18 protein-coding genes, 1 tRNA gene and 2 rRNA genes (1 of these 21 running past the window's edge) are annotated in these 17925 nt (G+C 62.0%); 10 read left to right on the top strand and 11 right to left on the bottom strand.

Features of this window, described 5'->3' with window-relative positions; translation table 11 throughout:
- The 3 genes from CWB41_RS04425 to CWB41_RS04415 form a co-directional block, all read left to right on the top strand.
- A 23S ribosomal RNA gene (locus tag CWB41_RS04425) occupies positions 1 to 1593 on the top strand (it extends 1217 nt beyond the left edge of the window).
- Between the two features lie 165 nt (positions 1594 to 1758).
- Positions 1759 to 1873 (top strand): 5S ribosomal RNA (gene rrf, locus CWB41_RS04420).
- A gap of 151 nt (positions 1874 to 2024) precedes the next feature.
- Positions 2025 to 2101 (top strand) — tRNA-Met (locus CWB41_RS04415).
- Positions 2102 to 2239: 138 nt separating this feature from the next.
- Here CWB41_RS04415 and CWB41_RS04410 read toward each other — a convergent pair.
- Complete coding sequence (locus CWB41_RS04410) at positions 2240 to 2761, bottom strand: MarR family winged helix-turn-helix transcriptional regulator (RefSeq protein ID WP_115835395.1); 522 nt, start codon at positions 2759 to 2761, stop codon at positions 2240 to 2242.
- A 56-nt stretch (positions 2762 to 2817) separates the two neighbouring features.
- Here CWB41_RS04410 and CWB41_RS04405 point away from each other — a divergent pair, with 56 nt between their 5' ends.
- On the top strand, positions 2818 to 3195 hold the full coding sequence (locus CWB41_RS04405; protein WP_115835396.1) for a VOC family protein: 378 nt from the start codon (positions 2818 to 2820) through the stop codon (positions 3193 to 3195).
- A gap of 33 nt (positions 3196 to 3228) precedes the next feature.
- Here the strand turns inward: CWB41_RS04405 and CWB41_RS04400 are convergent, their stop codons facing one another.
- The 3 genes from CWB41_RS04400 to CWB41_RS04390 all read right to left on the bottom strand — a co-directional run bounded on the left by CWB41_RS04400 (position 3229) and on the right by CWB41_RS04390 (position 4800).
- The gene (locus CWB41_RS04400; RefSeq protein ID WP_115835397.1) at positions 3229 to 3633 is read right to left on the bottom strand and encodes a GNAT family N-acetyltransferase; all 405 of its coding nucleotides are present in this window, start codon (positions 3631 to 3633) and stop codon (positions 3229 to 3231) included.
- 119 nt (positions 3634 to 3752) lie between these two features.
- On the bottom strand, positions 3753 to 4529 hold the full coding sequence (locus CWB41_RS04395) for a VOC family protein (RefSeq protein ID WP_115835398.1): 777 nt from the start codon (positions 4527 to 4529) through the stop codon (positions 3753 to 3755).
- A gap of 97 nt (positions 4530 to 4626) precedes the next feature.
- The gene (locus CWB41_RS04390) at positions 4627 to 4800 is read right to left on the bottom strand and encodes a peptide ABC transporter permease (protein ID WP_115835399.1); all 174 of its coding nucleotides are present in this window, start codon (positions 4798 to 4800) and stop codon (positions 4627 to 4629) included.
- Positions 4801 to 5153: 353 nt separating this feature from the next.
- On the opposite strand from CWB41_RS04390, the gene CWB41_RS04385 reads away from it, so the two are divergent.
- On the top strand, positions 5154 to 7112 hold the full coding sequence (locus CWB41_RS04385) for an elongation factor G (protein WP_115835400.1): 1959 nt from the start codon (positions 5154 to 5156) through the stop codon (positions 7110 to 7112).
- A gap of 14 nt (positions 7113 to 7126) precedes the next feature.
- Here the strand turns inward: CWB41_RS04385 and mug are convergent, their stop codons facing one another.
- Positions 7127 to 7570 (bottom strand): G/U mismatch-specific DNA glycosylase, encoded by a 444-nt coding sequence (mug, locus tag CWB41_RS04380; RefSeq protein WP_245411152.1) that lies wholly within the window; start codon positions 7568 to 7570, stop codon positions 7127 to 7129.
- Positions 7571 to 7857: 287 nt separating this feature from the next.
- On the opposite strand from mug, the gene CWB41_RS04375 reads away from it, so the two are divergent.
- Positions 7858 to 8658, top strand: a complete 801-nt coding sequence (locus CWB41_RS04375; protein ID WP_245441066.1) for an alpha-1,2-fucosyltransferase — start codon at positions 7858 to 7860, stop codon at positions 8656 to 8658.
- Between the two features lie 12 nt (positions 8659 to 8670).
- Here CWB41_RS04375 and CWB41_RS04370 read toward each other — a convergent pair whose 3' ends face one another.
- The 6 genes from CWB41_RS04370 to CWB41_RS04345 form a co-directional block, all read right to left on the bottom strand.
- A complete protein-coding gene (locus CWB41_RS04370; RefSeq protein ID WP_115835403.1) occupies positions 8671 to 8955 on the bottom strand; it encodes a hypothetical protein in 285 nt (94 codons plus the stop codon).
- An 88-nt stretch (positions 8956 to 9043) separates the two neighbouring features.
- Positions 9044 to 9655: a glycosyltransferase gene (locus tag CWB41_RS04365; protein ID WP_129396397.1), complete on the bottom strand. Its 612-nt coding sequence runs from the start codon at positions 9653 to 9655 to the stop codon at positions 9044 to 9046.
- Between the two features lie 169 nt (positions 9656 to 9824).
- Positions 9825 to 11582 carry a PQQ-dependent sugar dehydrogenase gene (locus tag CWB41_RS04360; protein ID WP_115835405.1) on the bottom strand — a complete coding sequence of 586 codons (1758 nt, stop codon included), beginning with the start codon at positions 11580 to 11582 and terminating at the stop codon, positions 9825 to 9827.
- A 38-nt stretch (positions 11583 to 11620) separates the two neighbouring features.
- Positions 11621 to 12595 (bottom strand): SMP-30/gluconolactonase/LRE family protein, encoded by a 975-nt coding sequence (locus tag CWB41_RS04355; RefSeq protein WP_245411153.1) that lies wholly within the window; start codon positions 12593 to 12595, stop codon positions 11621 to 11623.
- Between the two features lie 136 nt (positions 12596 to 12731).
- Positions 12732 to 13328 carry a TetR/AcrR family transcriptional regulator gene (locus tag CWB41_RS04350; RefSeq protein ID WP_165203991.1) on the bottom strand — a complete coding sequence of 199 codons (597 nt, stop codon included), beginning with the start codon at positions 13326 to 13328 and terminating at the stop codon, positions 12732 to 12734.
- Complete coding sequence (locus CWB41_RS04345) at positions 13325 to 14155, bottom strand: N-acyl homoserine lactonase family protein (RefSeq protein ID WP_115835407.1); 831 nt, start codon at positions 14153 to 14155, stop codon at positions 13325 to 13327. The genes CWB41_RS04350 and CWB41_RS04345 overlap by 4 nt, the downstream gene beginning before the upstream one ends.
- Positions 14156 to 14346: 191 nt before the next feature.
- Between CWB41_RS04345 and CWB41_RS04340 the strand changes: the two genes are divergently transcribed.
- The 4 genes from CWB41_RS04340 to CWB41_RS04325 all read left to right on the top strand — a co-directional run bounded on the left by CWB41_RS04340 (position 14347) and on the right by CWB41_RS04325 (position 17912).
- Entirely contained in the window at positions 14347 to 14946 is a 600-nt protein-coding gene (locus tag CWB41_RS04340; protein WP_115835527.1) for a LemA family protein, read from the top strand.
- Between the two features lie 39 nt (positions 14947 to 14985).
- On the top strand, positions 14986 to 15783 hold the full coding sequence (locus tag CWB41_RS04335) for a TPM domain-containing protein (protein ID WP_115835408.1): 798 nt from the start codon (positions 14986 to 14988) through the stop codon (positions 15781 to 15783).
- Positions 15783 to 16391: a TPM domain-containing protein gene (locus CWB41_RS04330; RefSeq protein WP_342633298.1), complete on the top strand. Its 609-nt coding sequence runs from the start codon at positions 15783 to 15785 to the stop codon at positions 16389 to 16391. Before CWB41_RS04335 ends, CWB41_RS04330 begins: the two co-directional genes overlap by 1 nt.
- A 144-nt stretch (positions 16392 to 16535) precedes the next feature.
- Positions 16536 to 17912, top strand: coding sequence for an NAD(P)/FAD-dependent oxidoreductase (locus CWB41_RS04325; protein ID WP_115835410.1), 1377 nt, complete (start codon positions 16536 to 16538; stop codon positions 17910 to 17912).
- Positions 17913 to 17925 lie beyond the last annotated feature (13 nt).

Raw genomic sequence — 17925 nt, 5'->3', positions numbered from 1 at the left:
TGGGTTCATCGCAAGATGAGCGGTAGCGGAGCGTTCCGTAAGTCCGTGAAGGGACAGTCGTGAGACATCCTGGAGATATCGGAAGTGCGAATGCTGACATGAGTAACGAGAAACACTGTGAAAGACAGTGTCGCCGAAAGTCCAAGGGTTCCTGCGTAAAGTTAATCTTCGCAGGGTTAGCCGGTCCCTAAGGCGAGGCCGAAAGGCGTAGTCGATGGGAACCACGTTAATATTCGTGGGCCAGTGGAAGGTGACGGATTGCGAAAGCTGTTTGGGATTATTGGATTTCCCGGGCAGCCCAGCGGTTCCAGGAAATAGCCTCCACATCAGTCCGTACCCTAAACCGACACAGGTGGACAGGTAGAGTATACCAAGGCGCTTGAGAGAATGACGCTGAAGGAACTCGGCAATTTGCCTCCGTAACTTCGGGATAAGGAGGCCCATGACCGCGCAAGCGGCTCATGGGGGCACAGACCAGGGGGTGGCAACTGTTTAACAAAAACACAGGACTCTGCGAAATCGCAAGATGACGTATAGGGTCTGACGCCTGCCCGGTGCCGGAAGGTTAAGAGGAGAGGTGCAAGCCTTGAATTGAAGCCCCGGTAAACGGCGGCCGTAACTATAACGGTCCTAAGGTAGCGAAATTCCTTGTCGGGTAAGTTCCGACCTGCACGAATGGCGTAATGACTTCCCCGCTGTCTCCAGCGTCAGCTCAGTGAAATTGAATTCCCCGTGAAGATGCGGGGTTCCTGCGGTCAGACGGAAAGACCCCGTGCACCTTTACTGTAGCTTTGCACTGGCATTCGTGTCGGCATGTGTAGGATAGGTGGTAGGCTATGAAGTCCGGGCGCCAGCTCGGATGGAGCCACCCTTGAAATACCACCCTTATCTATATGGATGTCTAACCGCGCTCCGTCACCCGGAGCCGGGACAGTGCATGGTGGGCAGTTTGACTGGGGCGGTCGCCTCCCAAAGAGTAACGGAGGCGCGCGATGGTGGGCTCAGAGCGGTCGGAAATCGCTCGTTGAGTGCAATGGCATAAGCCTGCCTGACTGCGAGACCAACAAGTCGAGCAGAGACGAAAGTCGGTCATAGTGATCCGGTGGTCCCGAGTGGAAGGGCCATCGCTCAACGGATAAAAGGTACGCCGGGGATAACAGGCTGATGATGCCCAAGAGTCCATATCGACGGCATCGTTTGGCACCTCGATGTCGACTCATCACATCCTGGGGCTGGAGAAGGTCCCAAGGGTTTGGCTGTTCGCCAATTAAAGTGGTACGTGAGTTGGGTTCAAAACGTCGTGAGACAGTTTGGTCCCTATCTGCCGTGGGTGTTGGAGAATTGAGAGGATTTGTCCCTAGTACGAGAGGACCGGGATGAACATACCTCTGGTGGACCTGTTGTGGCGCCAGCCGCAGTGCAGGGTAGCTATGTATGGACGGGATAACCGCTGAATGCATCTAAGCGGGAAACCCACCTCAAAACGAGTTCTCCCTTGAGAGCCGTGGAAGACGACCACGTTGATAGGCCGGGTGTGGAAGCGCAGCAATGCGTGGAGCTTACCGGTACTAATAGCTCGATTGGCTTGATCGTTCTCATTAATCAATGCTCATCGCATCATCCGGAAAAGTTGTAGACTTTTCCGATAAGATGATGCGGCGAAAATCGAAGATCGCTTCAAAGACCAGATGTGACGAGGGATTCCGCGCTGCGGATCTCCTTGCGTCGCAAGTTGCTTCAATTTCTGCCTTTCGCCGGCCTGGTGACTCTTGCGAAGTGAAAAGACCCGATCCCATCCCGAACTCGGCCGTCAAACGCTTCAGCGCCAATGGTACTATGTCTTAAGACCTGGGAGAGTAGGTCGTTGCCAGGCCTGCGAAGGGCAGAACCTCTTTATGATCTCACACAAACGGCGGCTTCACTTCTCGTGCAAGCCGCCGTTCGTTTTTGCGCTGGCATTTTCCGCGTCCGGGATTAGGTTCGGCCCCGGAAGATACCAAAAATACAAGACGCGCTTTCCTTGGCGCGGGGTGGAGCAGCCCGGTAGCTCGTCAGGCTCATAACCTGAAGGTCACAGGTTCAAATCCTGTCCCCGCAACCAATCTTCTACATAGCTCAAATTACCGTTCGATCTGACCATCGGACGGTATTTTCGTTTTTATCGGTCGAAAGCGTCGGAGGCCGGCGACGCGGACCGCGCGTTTCCAATAGCGCTTCGGTCAGATGGGACGGCCTATCCTCATGGTCGGCTTTTCCTCAAGGTCATCGAGTCAATTGATCTGGCCTTCGAGGCTTTCCCGGCGCTTCGGCTCGGATTTGCCGCGCCAAATGCATCGGCGCATGCGATCAATTGTGCAGCGAGATTTCTGATCTCTTCGGGCGAAAGAAAACTGGCCGCGATCGCCTCGATCTTTTCCACGCGGACATGCGCTTCCTGCAGCTTTTTCGCACCCTTCCGTGTCAGTTCACTCCTCAGGATGCGGCCATGCGAGAGATCGCTGCTGCGCTTTAGCAATCCGGCTCGCTCCAGATTGGTGACAATTCCCTGCATGGTTGGGGGGGTAACGAATGCCGCGCGGGCCAGTGCAGCACTGGAAATCCCGGGATCAAGCTCGATAGCGCTCAGCGCAGCATATTGAGGGGTGGTCAAGTCAAGGTGACGTAGAGTTTCATCCATCCAAGTACGCAGCGCATGTTGGGCGCGCTTCAGAGCGTAGCCAAGTCGCTTGGCCATCGGATCGGGCATGCCAGGGCTAGACATATTAGGGTCCTTATATTACTAATATAAGCATCCTAATATTAACCCGAGGGGCTCGCATGGCCAAGCTGATAGGACCTGATTTCATCGCCCTGCAAGTGAGGGATCTTGAAGCGTCCAAACAGTTCTATACAGAGCAACTTGGCTTGAAGGTCGCGGAGCGCAGTCCGCCCGACGCCGTTGTGTTCGATACCAAGCCCATCGCATTCGCCATTCGGCGGCCGCTCGTTGATCTCCAGGCGTCGCCCCATCTGGGTTGGGGCGTATCACTGTGGGTCGCCGCGGATGATGCCGATGTGCTCCATCGCGTGCTCGCCGATGCGGGCGTGACTATTGTTGCCCCGCCAGCTGACGGCCCGTTCGGCCGCTTCTTCACATTCCGTGATCCTGATGGCTACGGCATCACGGTCCACACCGCCGGAAGGCCGAGAGCATGACGACCATCGGCACGATGGCTTCGGCTCCGCGGATCATTTCTTTCGCGCAATCGTCCAGCAGCTCATATGCTGGTTCATCCCGATCTTTGGATAATAGCCTTCGGCCGCCGGCGCTGACACGAGAATCAGCGTTGTCTCCGGCCCTGCCTGCGCGTGCGTCTCGGCGATGAGGCGCTTGCCGATACCGCGATGCTGATAGGCGGCATCGACGGCGAGATCGGAAAGATAGCAGCAGAAACTGAAGTCGCTCAGCGCCCGCGAGATGCCGACAAGCCGGCCCTCGTGCCGCGCGGTGATGATGACATTCGCGTCGCGCAGCATCCGCTCGAGCCGCGCTAAATCCTTCACCGGCCGCCGCTCGCCCAGGGTCGAGGCGACGAGCACATCGTGAAATTCATTTGCGGAAAGCCGCGGTTCAAGTGCGTAGATGATGTCCATGTTCATTCGTTGCCGCCGGCGCCGCTAGGTGACGCCGCGCGACAATAGCATCGGGACGAGTCCTTTTACCGTGTCGGATTTGTTCCGAAACCCGCTTTCGCACTTTTCGGTCCGATGCGCTAAGCCGACCCGTTCCGTCGCATGCCGACGAGCGCAAAGGTTGCGCCTTGCGGATCTTGCCCCTGGATGATCCACGCGCCCCCCGGCACCTGCTGCGGCTCGCGGCGGACTATCCCGCCGCTCGCCGTGACGCGCGCCGCCGCCGCATCGATATCCGCGACGGCGAAATAATAGAGCCAATAGGGCTGGGCTTCCTCCGCCGGCTTGTTGAACATGCCGCCGAAACCCATCGGCGCGCTTTCGTCGCCGAAGACCTGGTAGATGCCGAGCGGCCCCATGTCGATCGCCTGAGTCCTCTGCCAGCCGAACAGGGCGCTGTAGAAGGCGAAGGCTTTCTCGGCGTCCGCAGCATGCAACTCGTGCCAGCCGATCGTCCCCGGCGTCATCGGCGCGGGCGGTGTCGACGCACCATTGGGTTTGAAAAGAGCGAAGACAGCGCCTTGCGGATCGGCGAGAACGGCGAAACGGCCGACGCCGGGAATATCGGTCGGCGCGCGATGGACACTTGCGCCAAGCTTCTGCGCTTGCGCGAGCGTCGCATCGACATCTGCGACGCCGACATAGCCGAGCCAGCCCGGGCCGCCCTGGCCCTGCGGTACGTCCGGAGGACATTGCATGAGTCCCGCGACCGGAATCTCGCCGACTAAGAGCAAAGTGTATTTTAAATTGGTCATGCCGGCATCGCGTGCGCTCCAGCCGACCACGTCGCGATAAAAGCTCTCGGCTCCCGGAGCGTCGCTCGTCATCAATTCGTACCAGACGAATTTGCTCGCCATCTCATCCTCCCTGAGTGTCGGATGCGTCTGCGAAGAATTTGCAATTCCTGATGTGGCGGCTCTGAACAAGCGCCGCCAAACGGCGACGTTTGCCCATCTATCCGACGATATGATGACCGGCGTGCGCTAAAATCAGCGAGAGCAGAGCCAGGATCACCATGCCGGCGAGACCGGCGATGAAGATGACCCGGCGGGTGCGCATACGCAAGATGATCTCGCCCTGGCGCACGTCTTGATCCCGGTAGACCGGCGGCTGTGGATGATTGTCCATGGCTTTGGCTCCTTCCCGCGAGAAACCGTAGTGCGCTGAAATTGTTCCCCTTCGCAAAGCCGGGCGTTAGCCAGAGACGGCGCGCCCTCCACCCCACCGCCAGTTGCTTCGTCCCTCACTTCCCCCCCTTCACAATGCTGCCGCCGTTTGCGGCGCGTCAAATCTTTCGCTTCGCACATTGACAAAGCGTCTTGCGCCGCTGACGCATCGGATCAATCATGCCTTCGGAAGGAGCGGTATCGCTCCGGCGATCTGCTCCGTGCGCGGAACATCCGCGCGCCCAACGCTTGAGCATGTTCTTCGCGAAAAAGTCTGCAACTTTTTCGGAACATGCCTGCAGGGAGGAGACGCACATGACAAGATCCGCATGGAAGGCGGAGCCTGCGGGCCCACGCTCCGTCGCGATTCTGGGCCCCTATGGCTGCGGCAAATCCACTTTATTCGATGCGTTGCTGACCAGCGCCGGCGTGGCGCCCAAACGCCAGAATGCACGGGCGATGAGCACCGAACTGCGGCTCGGGCATTGCACCTTCATGGGCGAGCCCTGGGCGCTTGTCGATTGCCCCGGCTCGGTCGAATTCGCCTATGAGACGGCGGCGGGGCTCACGGCAGTCGATTTCGCCATCATCGTCTGCGATCCCTCCGCCGACCGGCTCGCCAATCTTCCTGTCCTGCTGAAGGCGGTCGAGGAGGCTGGCCTGCCGCATCTCATCTTCATCAACAAGATCGATACGCTCGCCGGCCAGGTTCGCGAGATTGTCGCGGCGCTGCAGCCCTATTCGAGCTATCCGCTTGTCCAGCGGCAGATCCCCATCCGCGAACATGACGCCGTCACCGGCTATGTCGATGTCGTGAACGAGCGCGCCTATCATTATTGCGGCGAGGATTCCGAGCGTGTCGCGCTGCCGAACGAATTGCGCGCGCCGGAGCAGGAGGCGCTAGCCGGGCTCACCGAAGTGCTTGCCGATCACGACGATGCCTTGCTCGAAAAGGTCATCGAGGATATCGCGCCGAGCGCCGACGAGATTTTCGCGACGCTGCACAAGGATCAGGCGAGCGGCACGATTGTCCAGGTTCTCTTTGGCGCGGCCGCGCGCGGGCACGGCATCTTCCGCCTCTGGAAAGCCTTGCGGCATGATGTGCCGCCCGCCTCTGTCACGGCGGCGCGCCGCGGCGTTGCCGCCTCCGGCGATCCATTGGTGCAAATCTTCAAGACGGTTCATGCCGGTCAGGCGGCCTATACCGGTAAGCTCTCCTATGCACGTCTCTGGCGCGGTGGCTTGCGCGATAGCGCGCCGCTCGATGGCGCGCGGATCGGCGGCCTCTATCGTTTCGTCAATGGGGATATTCTGCGCATCCAGGCGGCGGAGCCCGGCGAATTGGTGGCTATCGGCCGGTTGGACGAGGCGCCGACCGGCGCGGTCATTGGCGGCGAAGCCGGTCTGCCGTTCCCGCGCCCGCCGGCGCCGGTCTATGCCTTCGCCATCGCCGCCAAGGATCGCAAGGATGATGTGAAGCTCTCCGGCGCGCTGCATAAGCTCGTCGAGGAAGACCCGTCGCTCAGCATCGTCCACGCGCGCGAGACGGGCGAGACCTTGCTCTGCGGGCAGGGTGAGATTCATCTGAACGGCGCGCTGGAGCGCCTCGCCTCGACCTATAATTGCCAGATCAACGTCGCGCCGCCGAAGGTCGCCTATAAGGAGACGATCAAACAGGCGGTGAAACAACACGCGCGCCTCAAGCGCCAGACCGGTGGCCATGGCCAGTTCGCCGACGTGGCGCTGGAAGTCGCGCCGCGGCCGCGTGGCGCGGGCTTTTCCTTTGTCGACAAGATCGTCGGCGGCGCGGTGCCACGCCAATATATTCCGTCCGTCGGTGAGGCGGCGGAAGAGGCGATGCAGAAAGGCCCGCTCGGCTATCCGGTGGTCGATGTCGAGGTCACGCTTGTCGACGGTGGCTTTCATTCGGTCGACAGTTCCGACATGGCGTTCCGCACGGCGACTCGCAACGGCGTCGTTGAAGCGCTCGCCAAGGCGGAGCCTGTATTGCTGGAGCCGATCGAGCGCGTGACGGTGCGCGTGCCCAACCGGTTCACCGCCGCCGCGCAGCGCCTGCTCAGCGGCCGGCGCGGACAGATCCTCGGCTATGCCGAGCATGAGGGCTGGTCCGGCTGGGACGATGTCGAGGCACTGGTTCCGGCATCCGAGCTCGGCGATTTCATCCTGCAATTGCGGGCCGACACGACGGGCCTCGGCTCGTTTACCCGCCAGTTCGATCATCTTGCGGAGGCGCGGGGCGGCAAGGCGCATTGATTGCGTTCTGGCTTTTAAGGGTGGTTTGCCGCCCGGTAGAGTTGACGGTAGGCGTCGACGAGCTGATCGAGGCTGAACGCCAGATTTCGCCCGCTCGGATTGGGCAGAACCCACACGACGGAGCCGCCGACGGTCGTCTGCTGACGTCCCCAGGCGATCTCTCGGGAACCGGACAGGCTCGAATAAGCCGCCTTCCCGAGAAAAGCGACGAACCGCGGCGCATAGCGCGCGATCTTTTGTTTAAATCGTGCGGCGGCAGCGACAAACTCAGGCGTCGATACCTGGTCCGCCCGCGCCGTGGGGCGCTCGACCATCGTGGTCAAGCCGCATCGATATTGCAAGATCGTACGGTCATTCTCGGCAAGGATCTCCTCCGGCGTGAAGCCCGCAAGATGGATCACGCGCCAGAACCGATTGCTTCTTCCGACAAAATGATGCCCCGCGGCGGCGGCCGCCAATCCGGGATTGATTCCACAAAAGACGACAGCTAGGCGCTTGGCGATGATATCCGGGAGCAAATTGGTCATGGCAGAGCTTCCAGCAAAACTTATGCACTCCGTGCGCGCCGAAGATATCACGCATATCGCGCCGGCATCCTGGCGCGGCCGCTCTTGCGATCATCTTGCCGAGGCGCGGGGCCAAAGGCTAAGGAGGGTCTGCATTAGGCCGCAGGGCCCGGAATCCATTCTTCACCAAGCTCCAATTTATGATCGTCATCCGGCTTAAGGGCGGGCTCGGAAACCAGATGTTTCAATATGCGCTCGGGCGGCGTCTCGCTCTCGAACGCAAGGTTTCCTTGTGGCTCGATCTCTCTTCATTTGAAGATCGCACCTATGCCTTTGCGCGCGATTATGGGCTGGATGCCTTTCAGACCTGCGCACCGCGTTTGATTGCCCGCTCGCGCCTGCCGCTGTACGACAGGGTGGCGCTTTTCCTCGCGCGCCCCGCCCCCGTGCTCGAAAAGGCCTATCACGCGTTACAGGCTCTGCCGCCCGGCCGGTCGCTCTGCTTCGAGGGCTATTGGCAGCGCGAGGAATATTTCGCGCCGGTGGCGGAGACGATCCGCAAGGAGTTTCAACTCAAGGCGCCGCTGGCGCCGGAGCGGCAGAAGATCGCCGCGCAGTATGATGACAGCGCCGTTTCGATCCACGTCCGGCGCGGCGATTATGTCTTGAAGCCTGAGTTCACCACCTATTTTGGAACCTGCGCGGCCGAATGGTATGGCGCGGCGATCGCGATCATCCGCGAGCGCGTGAAAAGTCCGCGCTTCTTTGTCTTCAGCGACGATCCGGATTGGGCGCGCGTCAACCTGCCCCTGCGCGAACATCCGGTGCAATTCATCGATCCGCGGCCGGATAAGCGCGATGCCGAAGATCTGCATCTGATGTCGCGCTGCGCGCATCACATCATCGCCAACAGCTCATTTAGCTGGTGGGCGGCCTGGCTCAATCCCATGCCCGATAAGGTCATCATCGCGCCGAAGCTCTGGTACAAGGGCGCGCCGGAAATACCGGTGCATGTTCCAGCATCCTGGCTAAGGTTATAAAGCCAGCGCGTGTCAAATCCGCCGGATATAGGTTTCAATGAATTGCGCCATTGCCTTTTCATCGGTTCGAGCAAGCGCTTCGCGTCCCTCCGAGATCGCGGCCTGATAGACCGATTCATATCGTTGCGCGGTATCTACGATAGAGCATCCGGCGGCGAAGGTTTCAGCCGCCGACGCGGCATCTGCCGAATGATAAAGCCGCAGTTCGCGCACCAGATTTGCAACGGAGAGCGGCTTGTCGAGCACCCGCAGGCCCAGATTGTTTTCCCAGTGTTTCAGGCGCTGCGGCGAGATCATTCCGCCGAGGCCCCTGTTGTCGCAACAGACGACGGCGCGGCCGCAGCTCAGCGCTTCGCGCGCCGTGAGTCCGGAGCAGAAGACGAGATCATAATTGCGGCATCAACTTTTCCGGTTCTTCCGTCGGACGCCGGGCGCCATATCCGACGAAATCGACGCGAATTCTTGCCTTGCGGCAGGCTCTGCGGATTGGCGCGATCAGCTCCCGCGTTTTGCAAAAGGCCAGCGCCGTTCTGCACTTCGGCGGCAACGGCGGTCCGGGCCTGAATCGTTTCTGATCCACACCATTGGGAATGATCGTCAGACGTTCGCGCGGAATATCTTGGCCGATCAGGCGGTGGGCCGCTGTCGGACCGATAGCGACGTATTGCAAGAAGTTCGGCAGACGCGGCGGCGTATCGTACCAATTTTCGATGTCATGGCAGACGAAGATCGCCGGCGTTCGGGGAAAGCGCGCCGCCGCGATGCCGGCGACCGTAGTGTGATTTCCGTGGATGATATCGATCGGTCCTTCGATCCGCGCAATGTCATCCGTAACGGGAATGCCTTCGCCAATGAGCCATTGTGCGATCGGTCCCATAGCGTGGGTGTAAATCTGGCATTCGTGCCCGCGCCGCTTCATCTCGAAGGCGAGATCGCGGGTGAGGATTTCGGTCCCTGTGCGGGCGTGGAGAACGATATTGGTGAAAAGAATTCGCAAATGCGCGCCTGGGCTCTCCACTTTCGCCGCGTGACGGCACGAAGCAAGCTATTTTCGCGAATGTCGGTTTTGAGAGTGCGATTTTTATCATCAACACTGCATTGATACCAGCATGCAAGACGTTTCTGGGAAGCGGCGGAAGCCGCTCCGGCGTCGTCTTAACCTTGCGTCATTTCGTGTGATGGCCCAGCGCCCAGACATAGGCCGCGACGGCGGTGACATCGGCGTCGGTCAATGAAGCGCCGCCTTTGGCCGGCATGGCGCCGGGATAATTGCGCGGTTTCGGCACGCCCTCCGTGATCGTCTTTTCGAGACCGGCGAGGCTGCCGTCGCTCCAGATTTTCGTACCGGTCAAATTCGGCCCTTCCGGCGTGCCTTTGGCGTCGGAGCCGTGGCAGCCGCCGCAGGTGCCGTTTTCCGCCGCGCCATGGAAGATGCGGTCGCCCAGCGCGAGCTGATCTCGCGTCACGCCCGGCGCCAGCGGCAGGTCAATCGCGTCGGAGCGTCCGGCATCGGGGTGGATGCCTTCCGGGGGCGGGGGATTGTCGGCCGCGCTGATCGATGACGGTGTGCCCGGCGTCGGCGCGACGGGAGCGCTCCGCGCCCCATGATAGGTCAGCCGCCAGATGCGGCCGTGAACATCGTCGGAGACGAAGATTGCACCGTCCGGCGCGCCCGCGAGCCCCGTGGGGCGATAGGCGGCGCGACCTGGTTCGAGATAGCGGCCGGCGAAGCCGTTGGCGAAAACGATGAAATTGCCTGCCGCCTTGCCGTCCTTCAGCGGCTGGAAGACGACATTATAGCCGCCCTGCGGCAGCGGCGCGCGATTCCACGAACCGTGAAAGGCGAGAAAAGCGCCGCCGCGATAGGCGGCCGGAAGACGCGGAAAATTGTCGATCAGAAGATCGTTCGGCGCCCAGTGCGCGGGAAAGACGGCGACGGGGACGCGCTTGCCAGCGCAGACGCCCCGGGTCCGGCCGCCGTCGCCGCCATATTCCGGCGCCAGCACGAGCTTCTTCTGGTAGCCGTCGAAATAACATTCCGGCCAGCCGAAATCGGCGCCCTTGGTCAATTCGAGGAGGGCTTCCGCCGGAAGTTCGGAACTGGCCTTCGGCGTATAGAGCTTGGGCCAGTTCTGCCAGAGCTGGTCGCGGCCGTGCTGCGTGACGAAGAGACGGCCGGTGGCGTCGAAGCCGAAGCCCTCGCCGTTGCGAATGCCTGTCGCATAGCGCCCGGCGGGCGAGAATGTCTGCCCGAGTTTGTCGGCGCCGTAGCGCCAGACGCCGGCGCGGGTTTCGAGTTCCTTGCAAGGCGTAAGGCCGGGCGATTCGAGCATCCGGTTCTGCGCCTGGCAGGAATTCGTCGGCGAGCCGGAATCGATGAAAATATTGCCCTGTGCATCAATGATGAACGGATGCATCGGGTGATCGCCGGTGATCGGCATCCCCGAAAGCACGACCTGATAGGGGCTTTCCGGCACGAGCGCAGTCTTCGGCAGGGCGAAGCGCACGATCTTGTCGTTTTCCTCGGCGTAGATCGCGCCGTTGTAATAGCCGATGCCGGTGCCGCCGGCCGAGCCGTGCGCAACATCGTCGCCGAAACGCTTGATGATGTCGGCGTGCCCCGTGCCCTTGCTGTCTTTGAGCGCGATGAGAAAGCCGCCGGGCGGCGGCCTATCGTTGTCGTAATAAACACCGCTCCAGGTGTTGACGTAAAGCACGCCATTCGGCGCCACGACCATATGGCGCGCATGCCCGAGCTTGTCGGCGAAGATGGTCGCGCACCAGCCGGGCGAGAGCCTGAGGCCGCCATTATCGCCCCGGCACGCGGCGCTGGCCGCTGAGGCGGACATGCCTATGCCGCAACATCCGCCGAGCATCAGGGCCGTGATGGCCAAGGCACGTTGCAGCAAGGCACGTTTTAGCATGACGGACTCCTGTGCGATTCTTATCGAGCGGCTTTGCTTCATGGTGCGGGGACAGGCACCGCGGTGAGACGGAAAGGCAAAGCCGGCTTGGGATCGTTCTTGTCGAAAAGATGCTTGAGTTGGCCTTCGGCAACCCAGGCCGTCTTGCCGAGCGGCGTTACGCCGGTTGGCCCGTTGAGCCCTTCTTTCAACGTTTCGATGGTCGCTTCGTTACCGTCGAACGTCACACGATCAAGCTTGCCGACGCCCTCGATCAGCAGGAACGAGTCGCCGCCGAGCGGCCGCAGGGCATCCGTCAGGCCGAGTGGTTGCGAAGGCTCGACGTGGCTGATGGCGGGCTTGCCGTTGGCGATGTCGATGCGGAACAATTTGGCGTCCGAATAGGTGTTCACATACAGCGTCCCGTCGGCACCGAAGGCGATGCCGTCGACGCCCATGCCCCCGGCGGGCGGGTTGAATTGCGGATCGCTGAGCCAGACGTCAAGTTTTTGTGCCGCGGCGTCGAGCTTGAGAATCTCGGGCTGGAACGAATTCGTGACGAAGACAGCGCCGTCCCGGCCGATCGCGATATCGTTGCAGAAATTCTTCTTCCCGGGGAAGCGTGCGCTGATCTTGCCCGCGCCGGTCTTGAGGTCGAAGCCCTTCAGCCAGCTCCCCTTCACGTCGCTCGGGCCGGGGACGCCGAGGGCGGAAAGGTCGTTGGAACAGGCCCAGAGCGTGCCGGACTTTTCATCCGCGACGACGCCGAGGATCGAGCGCGTGCCGAAGTCGCCGGGCTTGATCCAGATTTCGGCTGCGCTTGCGCCTGGCGCGACGCGGAAAATGCCGGCCCCGGCAAAGCTTCCGATATAGAGCGTGCCGTCGGCGGTCGCCGTCAGGCTTTCGGGATAGGCCGCATCGCCCGGCAAACTCACCGTGTCGGGGCCGGCCGAAGCCGCCAAAATTCCCCCCGCGAGAAAAGCCAGGAACCCTATGCCTGCGGCCACGCTTTGCAGAGTGATCGAACGGATCATGGTTTCCCCCTCGGAGCTACGCACATTATCTTGGGGGTGATACAACATCCCGCCAGCCTTGCTCGAAGAAATGTTGCGCGTGATGCGATGTTAAGAAGACAGGCGGCGATGTACTTTTGACGTGCTTTCAGTCTCGTCACTTTAGCAGCTTTTGAATGATGTCCTGCACCTGCGCTTCGCGCGCGGCGGCAAGGCCTTCAAATTCGCCGAAATAAAGCTCCCGCGCGATCTGCGCCAGGAATCCCACAATCGCCGAGGCGATAAAACGCGGCGAGGCTTGGCCCGGATCGGTGCCGAGTACCGCCGCGGCCAGGCTTCGCACGCGCCCGAGCAGAGTGACGCTGCGCACTGCCGGCGAGGCGCTCGGCCAGAAGCGCCGCAGATTGTCCTGCACCATCAAGACCGCTTCGATGTCCTCGTCCATCAGCCGAAGCGCGCAGGCGGCTATCGCGAGGATGCGGGCGCGCGGATCGGCTTCCGGACAGGCTGCTTCAGCGGCGAGCAGATGCAGTGTCATCCAGCCATAGCAGCGCTCGAAAAGGCAGAGCGCCATATCGCTCTTGCTGTCGAAATGTTTAAAGATCGCCGGATTGGTGAAGCCGCTGCGGCTGGCGATGTCGCGCACGCTCGTCGCATCGATGCCGTGGCGGACGAACAGAGAGAGGGCGGCATCGAGCGTCGCCGCCTTCGACGGCGGATCGTCCGCGTCGAAGATCGCCGCGCGATGGCTCAAGGGCCTAGAAGCTCCAAATTGTTCAGCCGCGCCTCCGATCGTGGATCGTGCGCGGGCAGAAAGACGCAGGGCTCGCGGCGCGCGAACTCACGGATGGCATCGATCGTCGCGGCGGCCTGTTCGGGCTGCGCATGTGCGCCGGCCAATTCGCCGCGCAGCAATTGCTCCTGATTGTAGACGACATCGCCGGCGAAGAAGAAGGTGACGCCGCCACGCCGCAAAATGACTGAACAATGATGTGGCGTATGCCCCGGAGTCGGCACGGCAAACAGATCGCCGGCGCGGCTGAGCGGGAAGCTCGCGCCAAACGGCAGCGCCGGGTCGGGCCGCAAGTCGAAACATTGCGGCCGCACCCCCGTCAGCAGACGCTTCGGCGCGCCATAGGGATGCTGCCATTCGGCGGCGTTGACGGCGAAAGTGCGCTCGCTGAGGTCCGCAAGGCCATCGACGTGATCGCTGTGCAGATGCGTGAAGACGGTGCGCAGGCCCTTGGCGCCGTTTGGCCGTATCTGCCGCAATTGCGGGCCGAGTCCTTCTCCCGGCGCGACATGAAAGCGGCAGATGCGGTGCGACAGCCAGGCGTCGAACGGGCCGAGGCTTTTGTCCAGGGAACCCGGCCGCGCGGCCGCTTCGCACATGCCGGCATCGATCAGGAAATCCCCCTCCTCATGTTCGATCAGCCAGCAGAGGATCGGCAGTTCGGGGGTGAAGGTATGGCTCGCCAGAATGCGCAGCTTGCTCGTGACGGCCCCGCCCTGGCGCGTCAGGAAAGGCCGCTTGACGGCGACTCCACCGGTGCGGATCGCATGAACACCCTTGATAGCCATTGTCTTGACTCCAAAATAGGGAGTTAGCAGTTGCTAACCGACGCGTCAACCCTGACCAACGGCTGTGGAACGGTCGTCGATGTGTGAACTGTCACCTTCGCCCGCTATGGCAGCGGGCGGTCAATTGACATCGCAAGGGCAGGCTGCCTTATTCCCGCCTGCGGTTGTTTAAATTTGAGCACGAGGCCTTCATGACACACGCCATTCCGCGCCTGCGCGCTTTCTTCCTTGTCGTCCTGCTCGGCCTCTCGGTTTCGGCCTGCGGCTATAACCAGATTCCGACCTTGCAGGAGAATGCCAAGGCCAAATGGGCCGACGTGCAGAACAATTATCAGCGCCGCGCCGATCTCATCCCCAACCTCGTCGCGACCGTTCAGGGCTATGCCAAGCAGGAGAAGGATGTCCTGACGCAGGTCACCGAGGCGCGCGCCAAGGCGACGCAGATCCACGTCGATGCGAGCGACCTGAGCGATCCGGCGAAGCTCAAGGCGTTTCAGGATGCGCAGGCGCAACTCGGCGGCGCGCTCGGGCGCCTGCTCGCGGTCAGCGAAAATTATCCCGATCTGAAGTCGAACCAGAACTTCCTGGCGCTGCAATCCCAGCTCGAAGGCACGGAGAACCGTATCGCCGTCTCGCGGCGCGATTATATCGAGGCGGTGCGGCAATATAATACGGCGCTCGTCACCTTCCCCGGCATTCTCTGGGCCTCGACCATCTTCCGCAATGACAAGCCGCTGGCGGAATTTGCCGCCAATGATAACGCCCAGACGGCGCCGCAAGTGAAGTTCTAGGCGTGAAATTCTGAGCCGGCTGGCGCCGGAGGCGGTGGAATGATCCCGGATCGCGCAAGAGCCTTGCTCGCATCCTGCAGCGCGCGCGCGATCCTCGCGGTCGCCGCGCTTTTCTGCGCGATGGCGTTGGCCTATGCGCTGACGTTTCCGGCGCTTACTGGCCGCGTCGTCGATCAGGCGAATATCATCCCCGAGGCGACGCAGCAGGAGATCACCCAGAAGCTCGCCGATCTCGAACAGAAATCCGGCATCCAGCTCGTCGTGGCGACGGTCAATTCGCTCGAAGGCGGCGACATCGAGACCTATGCCAACGAGCTCTTCCGCACCTGGAAGCTCGGCGAGAAAGATAAGAACAACGGCGTTCTGCTGCTCGTCGCGCCGAATGAGCACAAGGTCCGCATCGAGGTCGGCTACGGCCTTGAAGGCACGCTCACCGACGCCTTGTCGAAGCTCATCATCATCAACGCGATGACGCCACGCTTCAAGGCGGGCGACTTCGGCGGTGGCATTTCGCGCGGCGTCGATGACATCATCACCGTGCTGACGACGGATTCGTCCGAATGGCAGCCGCGTCTGCAGGTGCGCGCCGATCAGGATCATAATTCCCAGGCGATCGGCTGGGTGCTGATCGCCGGCTTCTTCATCTTCGTTGTGCTGCTCGGCGTCTCGCCCGGCTTCCGCTGGTTTTTCTTCAATGTCGTTCTGAGCATGTTGCTGAGCTCCGGCGGCTCGCGCGGCGGCGGCTTTTCCGACGGCGGCTCATGGGGCGGTGGCGGCGGCGGCTTTTCCGGCGGCGGCGGTTCGTCGGGCGGCGGCGGCGCCTCGGGAGATTGGTGATGATCTCGGAGACAGACCGCGACCGCATCTCGGATGCCATTCGCACCGCCGAAGCCAAGACCTCGGGCGAGATCGTCTGCGTCCTGGCGGAAACCTCATCGCAGCCCGGAGCGTTGCCGATCCTCATCGCGGCGATCGTCGCGCTGGCGCTGCCGTGGTTCCTGGTCGGCTACACCGATTTCGCGGTTGAGCGCATTCTGCTCCTGCAAGTTTTCGTCTTCGTGCTGCTGGCGATTCTGCTGCTGCTGCCGCCGGTCTATATGGCGCTGATCCCGCGCCGGGCGCGGCGGGCAGCGGCGCACCGGGTCGCTGCCGAGCAGTTCGTCGTCCGCGGCATCGCCCGCAAGAAGGACCGCAACGGTATTTTGATCTTTGTCTCGCTGGCCGAGCACTATGCGCGCATTATCGCCGACGAAGGCATTGCCGCGCGCATCCCCCAGGCCGAATGGCAGGCAGCGGTCGATGGCCTTGTCGCGGAGATGCGCGCGGGCCGGATCGCCGAGGGCTTCATCGGCGCCATTGGCACGTGCGGGGACGTGCTGGCGGCGCATTTTCCGCGGACGCCGGGGAGCGGCGACGAATTGCCGGACCGGATTTATGTCATTTAAGGTGCGCGGCGGCGATATGCCTCGCGGGCGGCGCTGGACAGACGCGGCCTTGAGTGGAATCTGAGACTTGGAATGCCCATCTCTCGTATTGCGGTCCTGCGTTTCAGCAGTTGAATATTCACCCGCCCCTTCCGGAGCTGCGCAATGAGTGAACCCGCCGTCACCCGCCCGGCCGCCGACCTGCCCGTCGCGCCGCTCGGGCCGAGCGACCAGACGGAATATAATGTTGTGATCGTCGGCGGCGGCGCTGCCGGGCTGGAGCTTGCAACGCAGCTTGGCGACCGCTTCCGCCGCACCAAGGCCGGGCGCGTCACCCTGATCGACCGGGTGCGGACGCATTTGTGGAAGCCGCTGCTCCATTCCGTCGCGGCGGGCAGCATGGATACGAGCGAGCACGAGCTCGATTATCTCGCCCAGGCCTATTGGCACAATTTCCGCTATCGCTTCGGCGAGATGGTCGGCATCGACCGCGAGCGCAAGCTGGTCCTGATGGCGCCCACCTATGATGAGGAAGACCGCCTCATCACCCCGGCGCGCAGCATTCCCTATGATACGCTTGTCGTCGCCATCGGCAGCATCACCAACGATTTCGGCACACCCGGCGTCGCCGAATTCGCTGTGCCGCTGGAGACGACGGAACAGGCCAAAAGGTTCAACCGCCGGCTCATCAACGCCTGCCTGCGCGCCCACACCCAGGCTGAGCCGATCCGGCCGGGCCAGCTCCATGTCGCCATCGTCGGCGCCGGCGCGACCGGCACCGAGCTCGCCGCGGAGCTGTACCGCACGGTGCGCGAAGTGATCGCCTTCGGCATGGACCGGATTGATCCGTCCATCGATATTCGCATCATCCTGCTTGAAGCCGGTCCGCGCATCCTGCCGGCGCTGCCGGAAGCGCTCTCCCAATCGACCGCCGAGACGCTGAAGGGCCTTGGCGTCGAGGTGCGCACCAACGCGCGCGTCTCAGCCATTCAGGCCGATGGTATCCATCTCGCGTCGGGCGAATTCATCCCGTCGGAGCTCGTCGTCTGGGCAGCGGGGGTCAAGGCGCCCGATGTCCTGAAGGACATCGGCGGTCTCGAGACCAACAGGATCAACCAGCTCGTCGTGACGCAGACGCTGCAGACGACGCGCGACCCGAGCATCTTCGCGATGGGCGATTGCGCCGCCTGTCCGCTCGACGACACCGGCGCGACCGTGCCGCCCCGCGCTCAGGCGGCTCACCAGGAGGCGAGCCATCTGCTCAAACAGATCCCGAGATACATGAAGGGCGAACCGCTGGAGCCTTATCATTATCGCGATTTCGGCTCGCTCGTGTCGCTCGGCCGATACAGCACGGTCGGCAATCTGATGGGCTTCATCATCGGCCGCAATTTCCGCGTGGAAGGTCTTTTCGCGCGGCTGATGTACCGTTCGCTCTACAAGATGCACGAATATGCGCTGCATGGCGGGCGCTGGATTTTCCTGGCGATCCTGGCGCGCGGCTTGTCCCGCCGCGCCGAGCCGGAGGTCAAGCTGCACTGAGAAAGGGGGTGCA

This window comes from Methylovirgula ligni (assembly GCF_004135935.1).
Taxonomy (GTDB): Bacteria; Pseudomonadota; Alphaproteobacteria; order Rhizobiales; family Beijerinckiaceae; genus Methylovirgula; species Methylovirgula ligni.
This window is presented reverse-complemented; position numbering and strand designations above follow the sequence as displayed.

Coding starts and splice junctions, on each gene's coding strand:
- CWB41_RS04400 (WP_115835397.1), bottom strand. CDS start 3,633: ATGGACATCATCTACGCACTTGAACCGCGGCTTTCCGCAAATGAATTT.
- CWB41_RS04375 (WP_245441066.1), top strand. CDS start 7,858: ATGTTTCAATATGCGCTCGGGCGGCGTCTCGCTCTCGAACGCAAGGTT.
- CWB41_RS04390 (WP_115835399.1), bottom strand. CDS start 4,800: ATGGACAATCATCCACAGCCGCCGGTCTACCGGGATCAAGACGTGCGC.
- CWB41_RS04395 (WP_115835398.1), bottom strand. CDS start 4,529: ATGGCGAGCAAATTCGTCTGGTACGAATTGATGACGAGCGACGCTCCG.
- CWB41_RS04360 (WP_115835405.1), bottom strand. CDS start 11,582: ATGCTAAAACGTGCCTTGCTGCAACGTGCCTTGGCCATCACGGCCCTG.
- CWB41_RS04405 (WP_115835396.1), top strand. CDS start 2,818: ATGGCCAAGCTGATAGGACCTGATTTCATCGCCCTGCAAGTGAGGGAT.
- CWB41_RS04340 (WP_115835527.1), top strand. CDS start 14,347: ATGACACACGCCATTCCGCGCCTGCGCGCTTTCTTCCTTGTCGTCCTG.
- CWB41_RS04325 (WP_115835410.1), top strand. CDS start 16,536: ATGAGTGAACCCGCCGTCACCCGCCCGGCCGCCGACCTGCCCGTCGCG.
- CWB41_RS04335 (WP_115835408.1), top strand. CDS start 14,986: ATGATCCCGGATCGCGCAAGAGCCTTGCTCGCATCCTGCAGCGCGCGC.
- CWB41_RS04410 (WP_115835395.1), bottom strand. CDS start 2,761: ATGTCTAGCCCTGGCATGCCCGATCCGATGGCCAAGCGACTTGGCTAC.
- CWB41_RS04385 (WP_115835400.1), top strand. CDS start 5,154: ATGACAAGATCCGCATGGAAGGCGGAGCCTGCGGGCCCACGCTCCGTC.
- CWB41_RS04355 (WP_245411153.1), bottom strand. CDS start 12,595: ATGATCCGTTCGATCACTCTGCAAAGCGTGGCCGCAGGCATAGGGTTC.
- CWB41_RS04345 (WP_115835407.1), bottom strand. CDS start 14,155: ATGGCTATCAAGGGTGTTCATGCGATCCGCACCGGTGGAGTCGCCGTC.
- CWB41_RS04370 (WP_115835403.1), bottom strand. CDS start 8,955: ATGATCTCGCCGCAGCGCCTGAAACACTGGGAAAACAATCTGGGCCTG.
- CWB41_RS04330 (WP_342633298.1), top strand. CDS start 15,783: ATGATCTCGGAGACAGACCGCGACCGCATCTCGGATGCCATTCGCACC.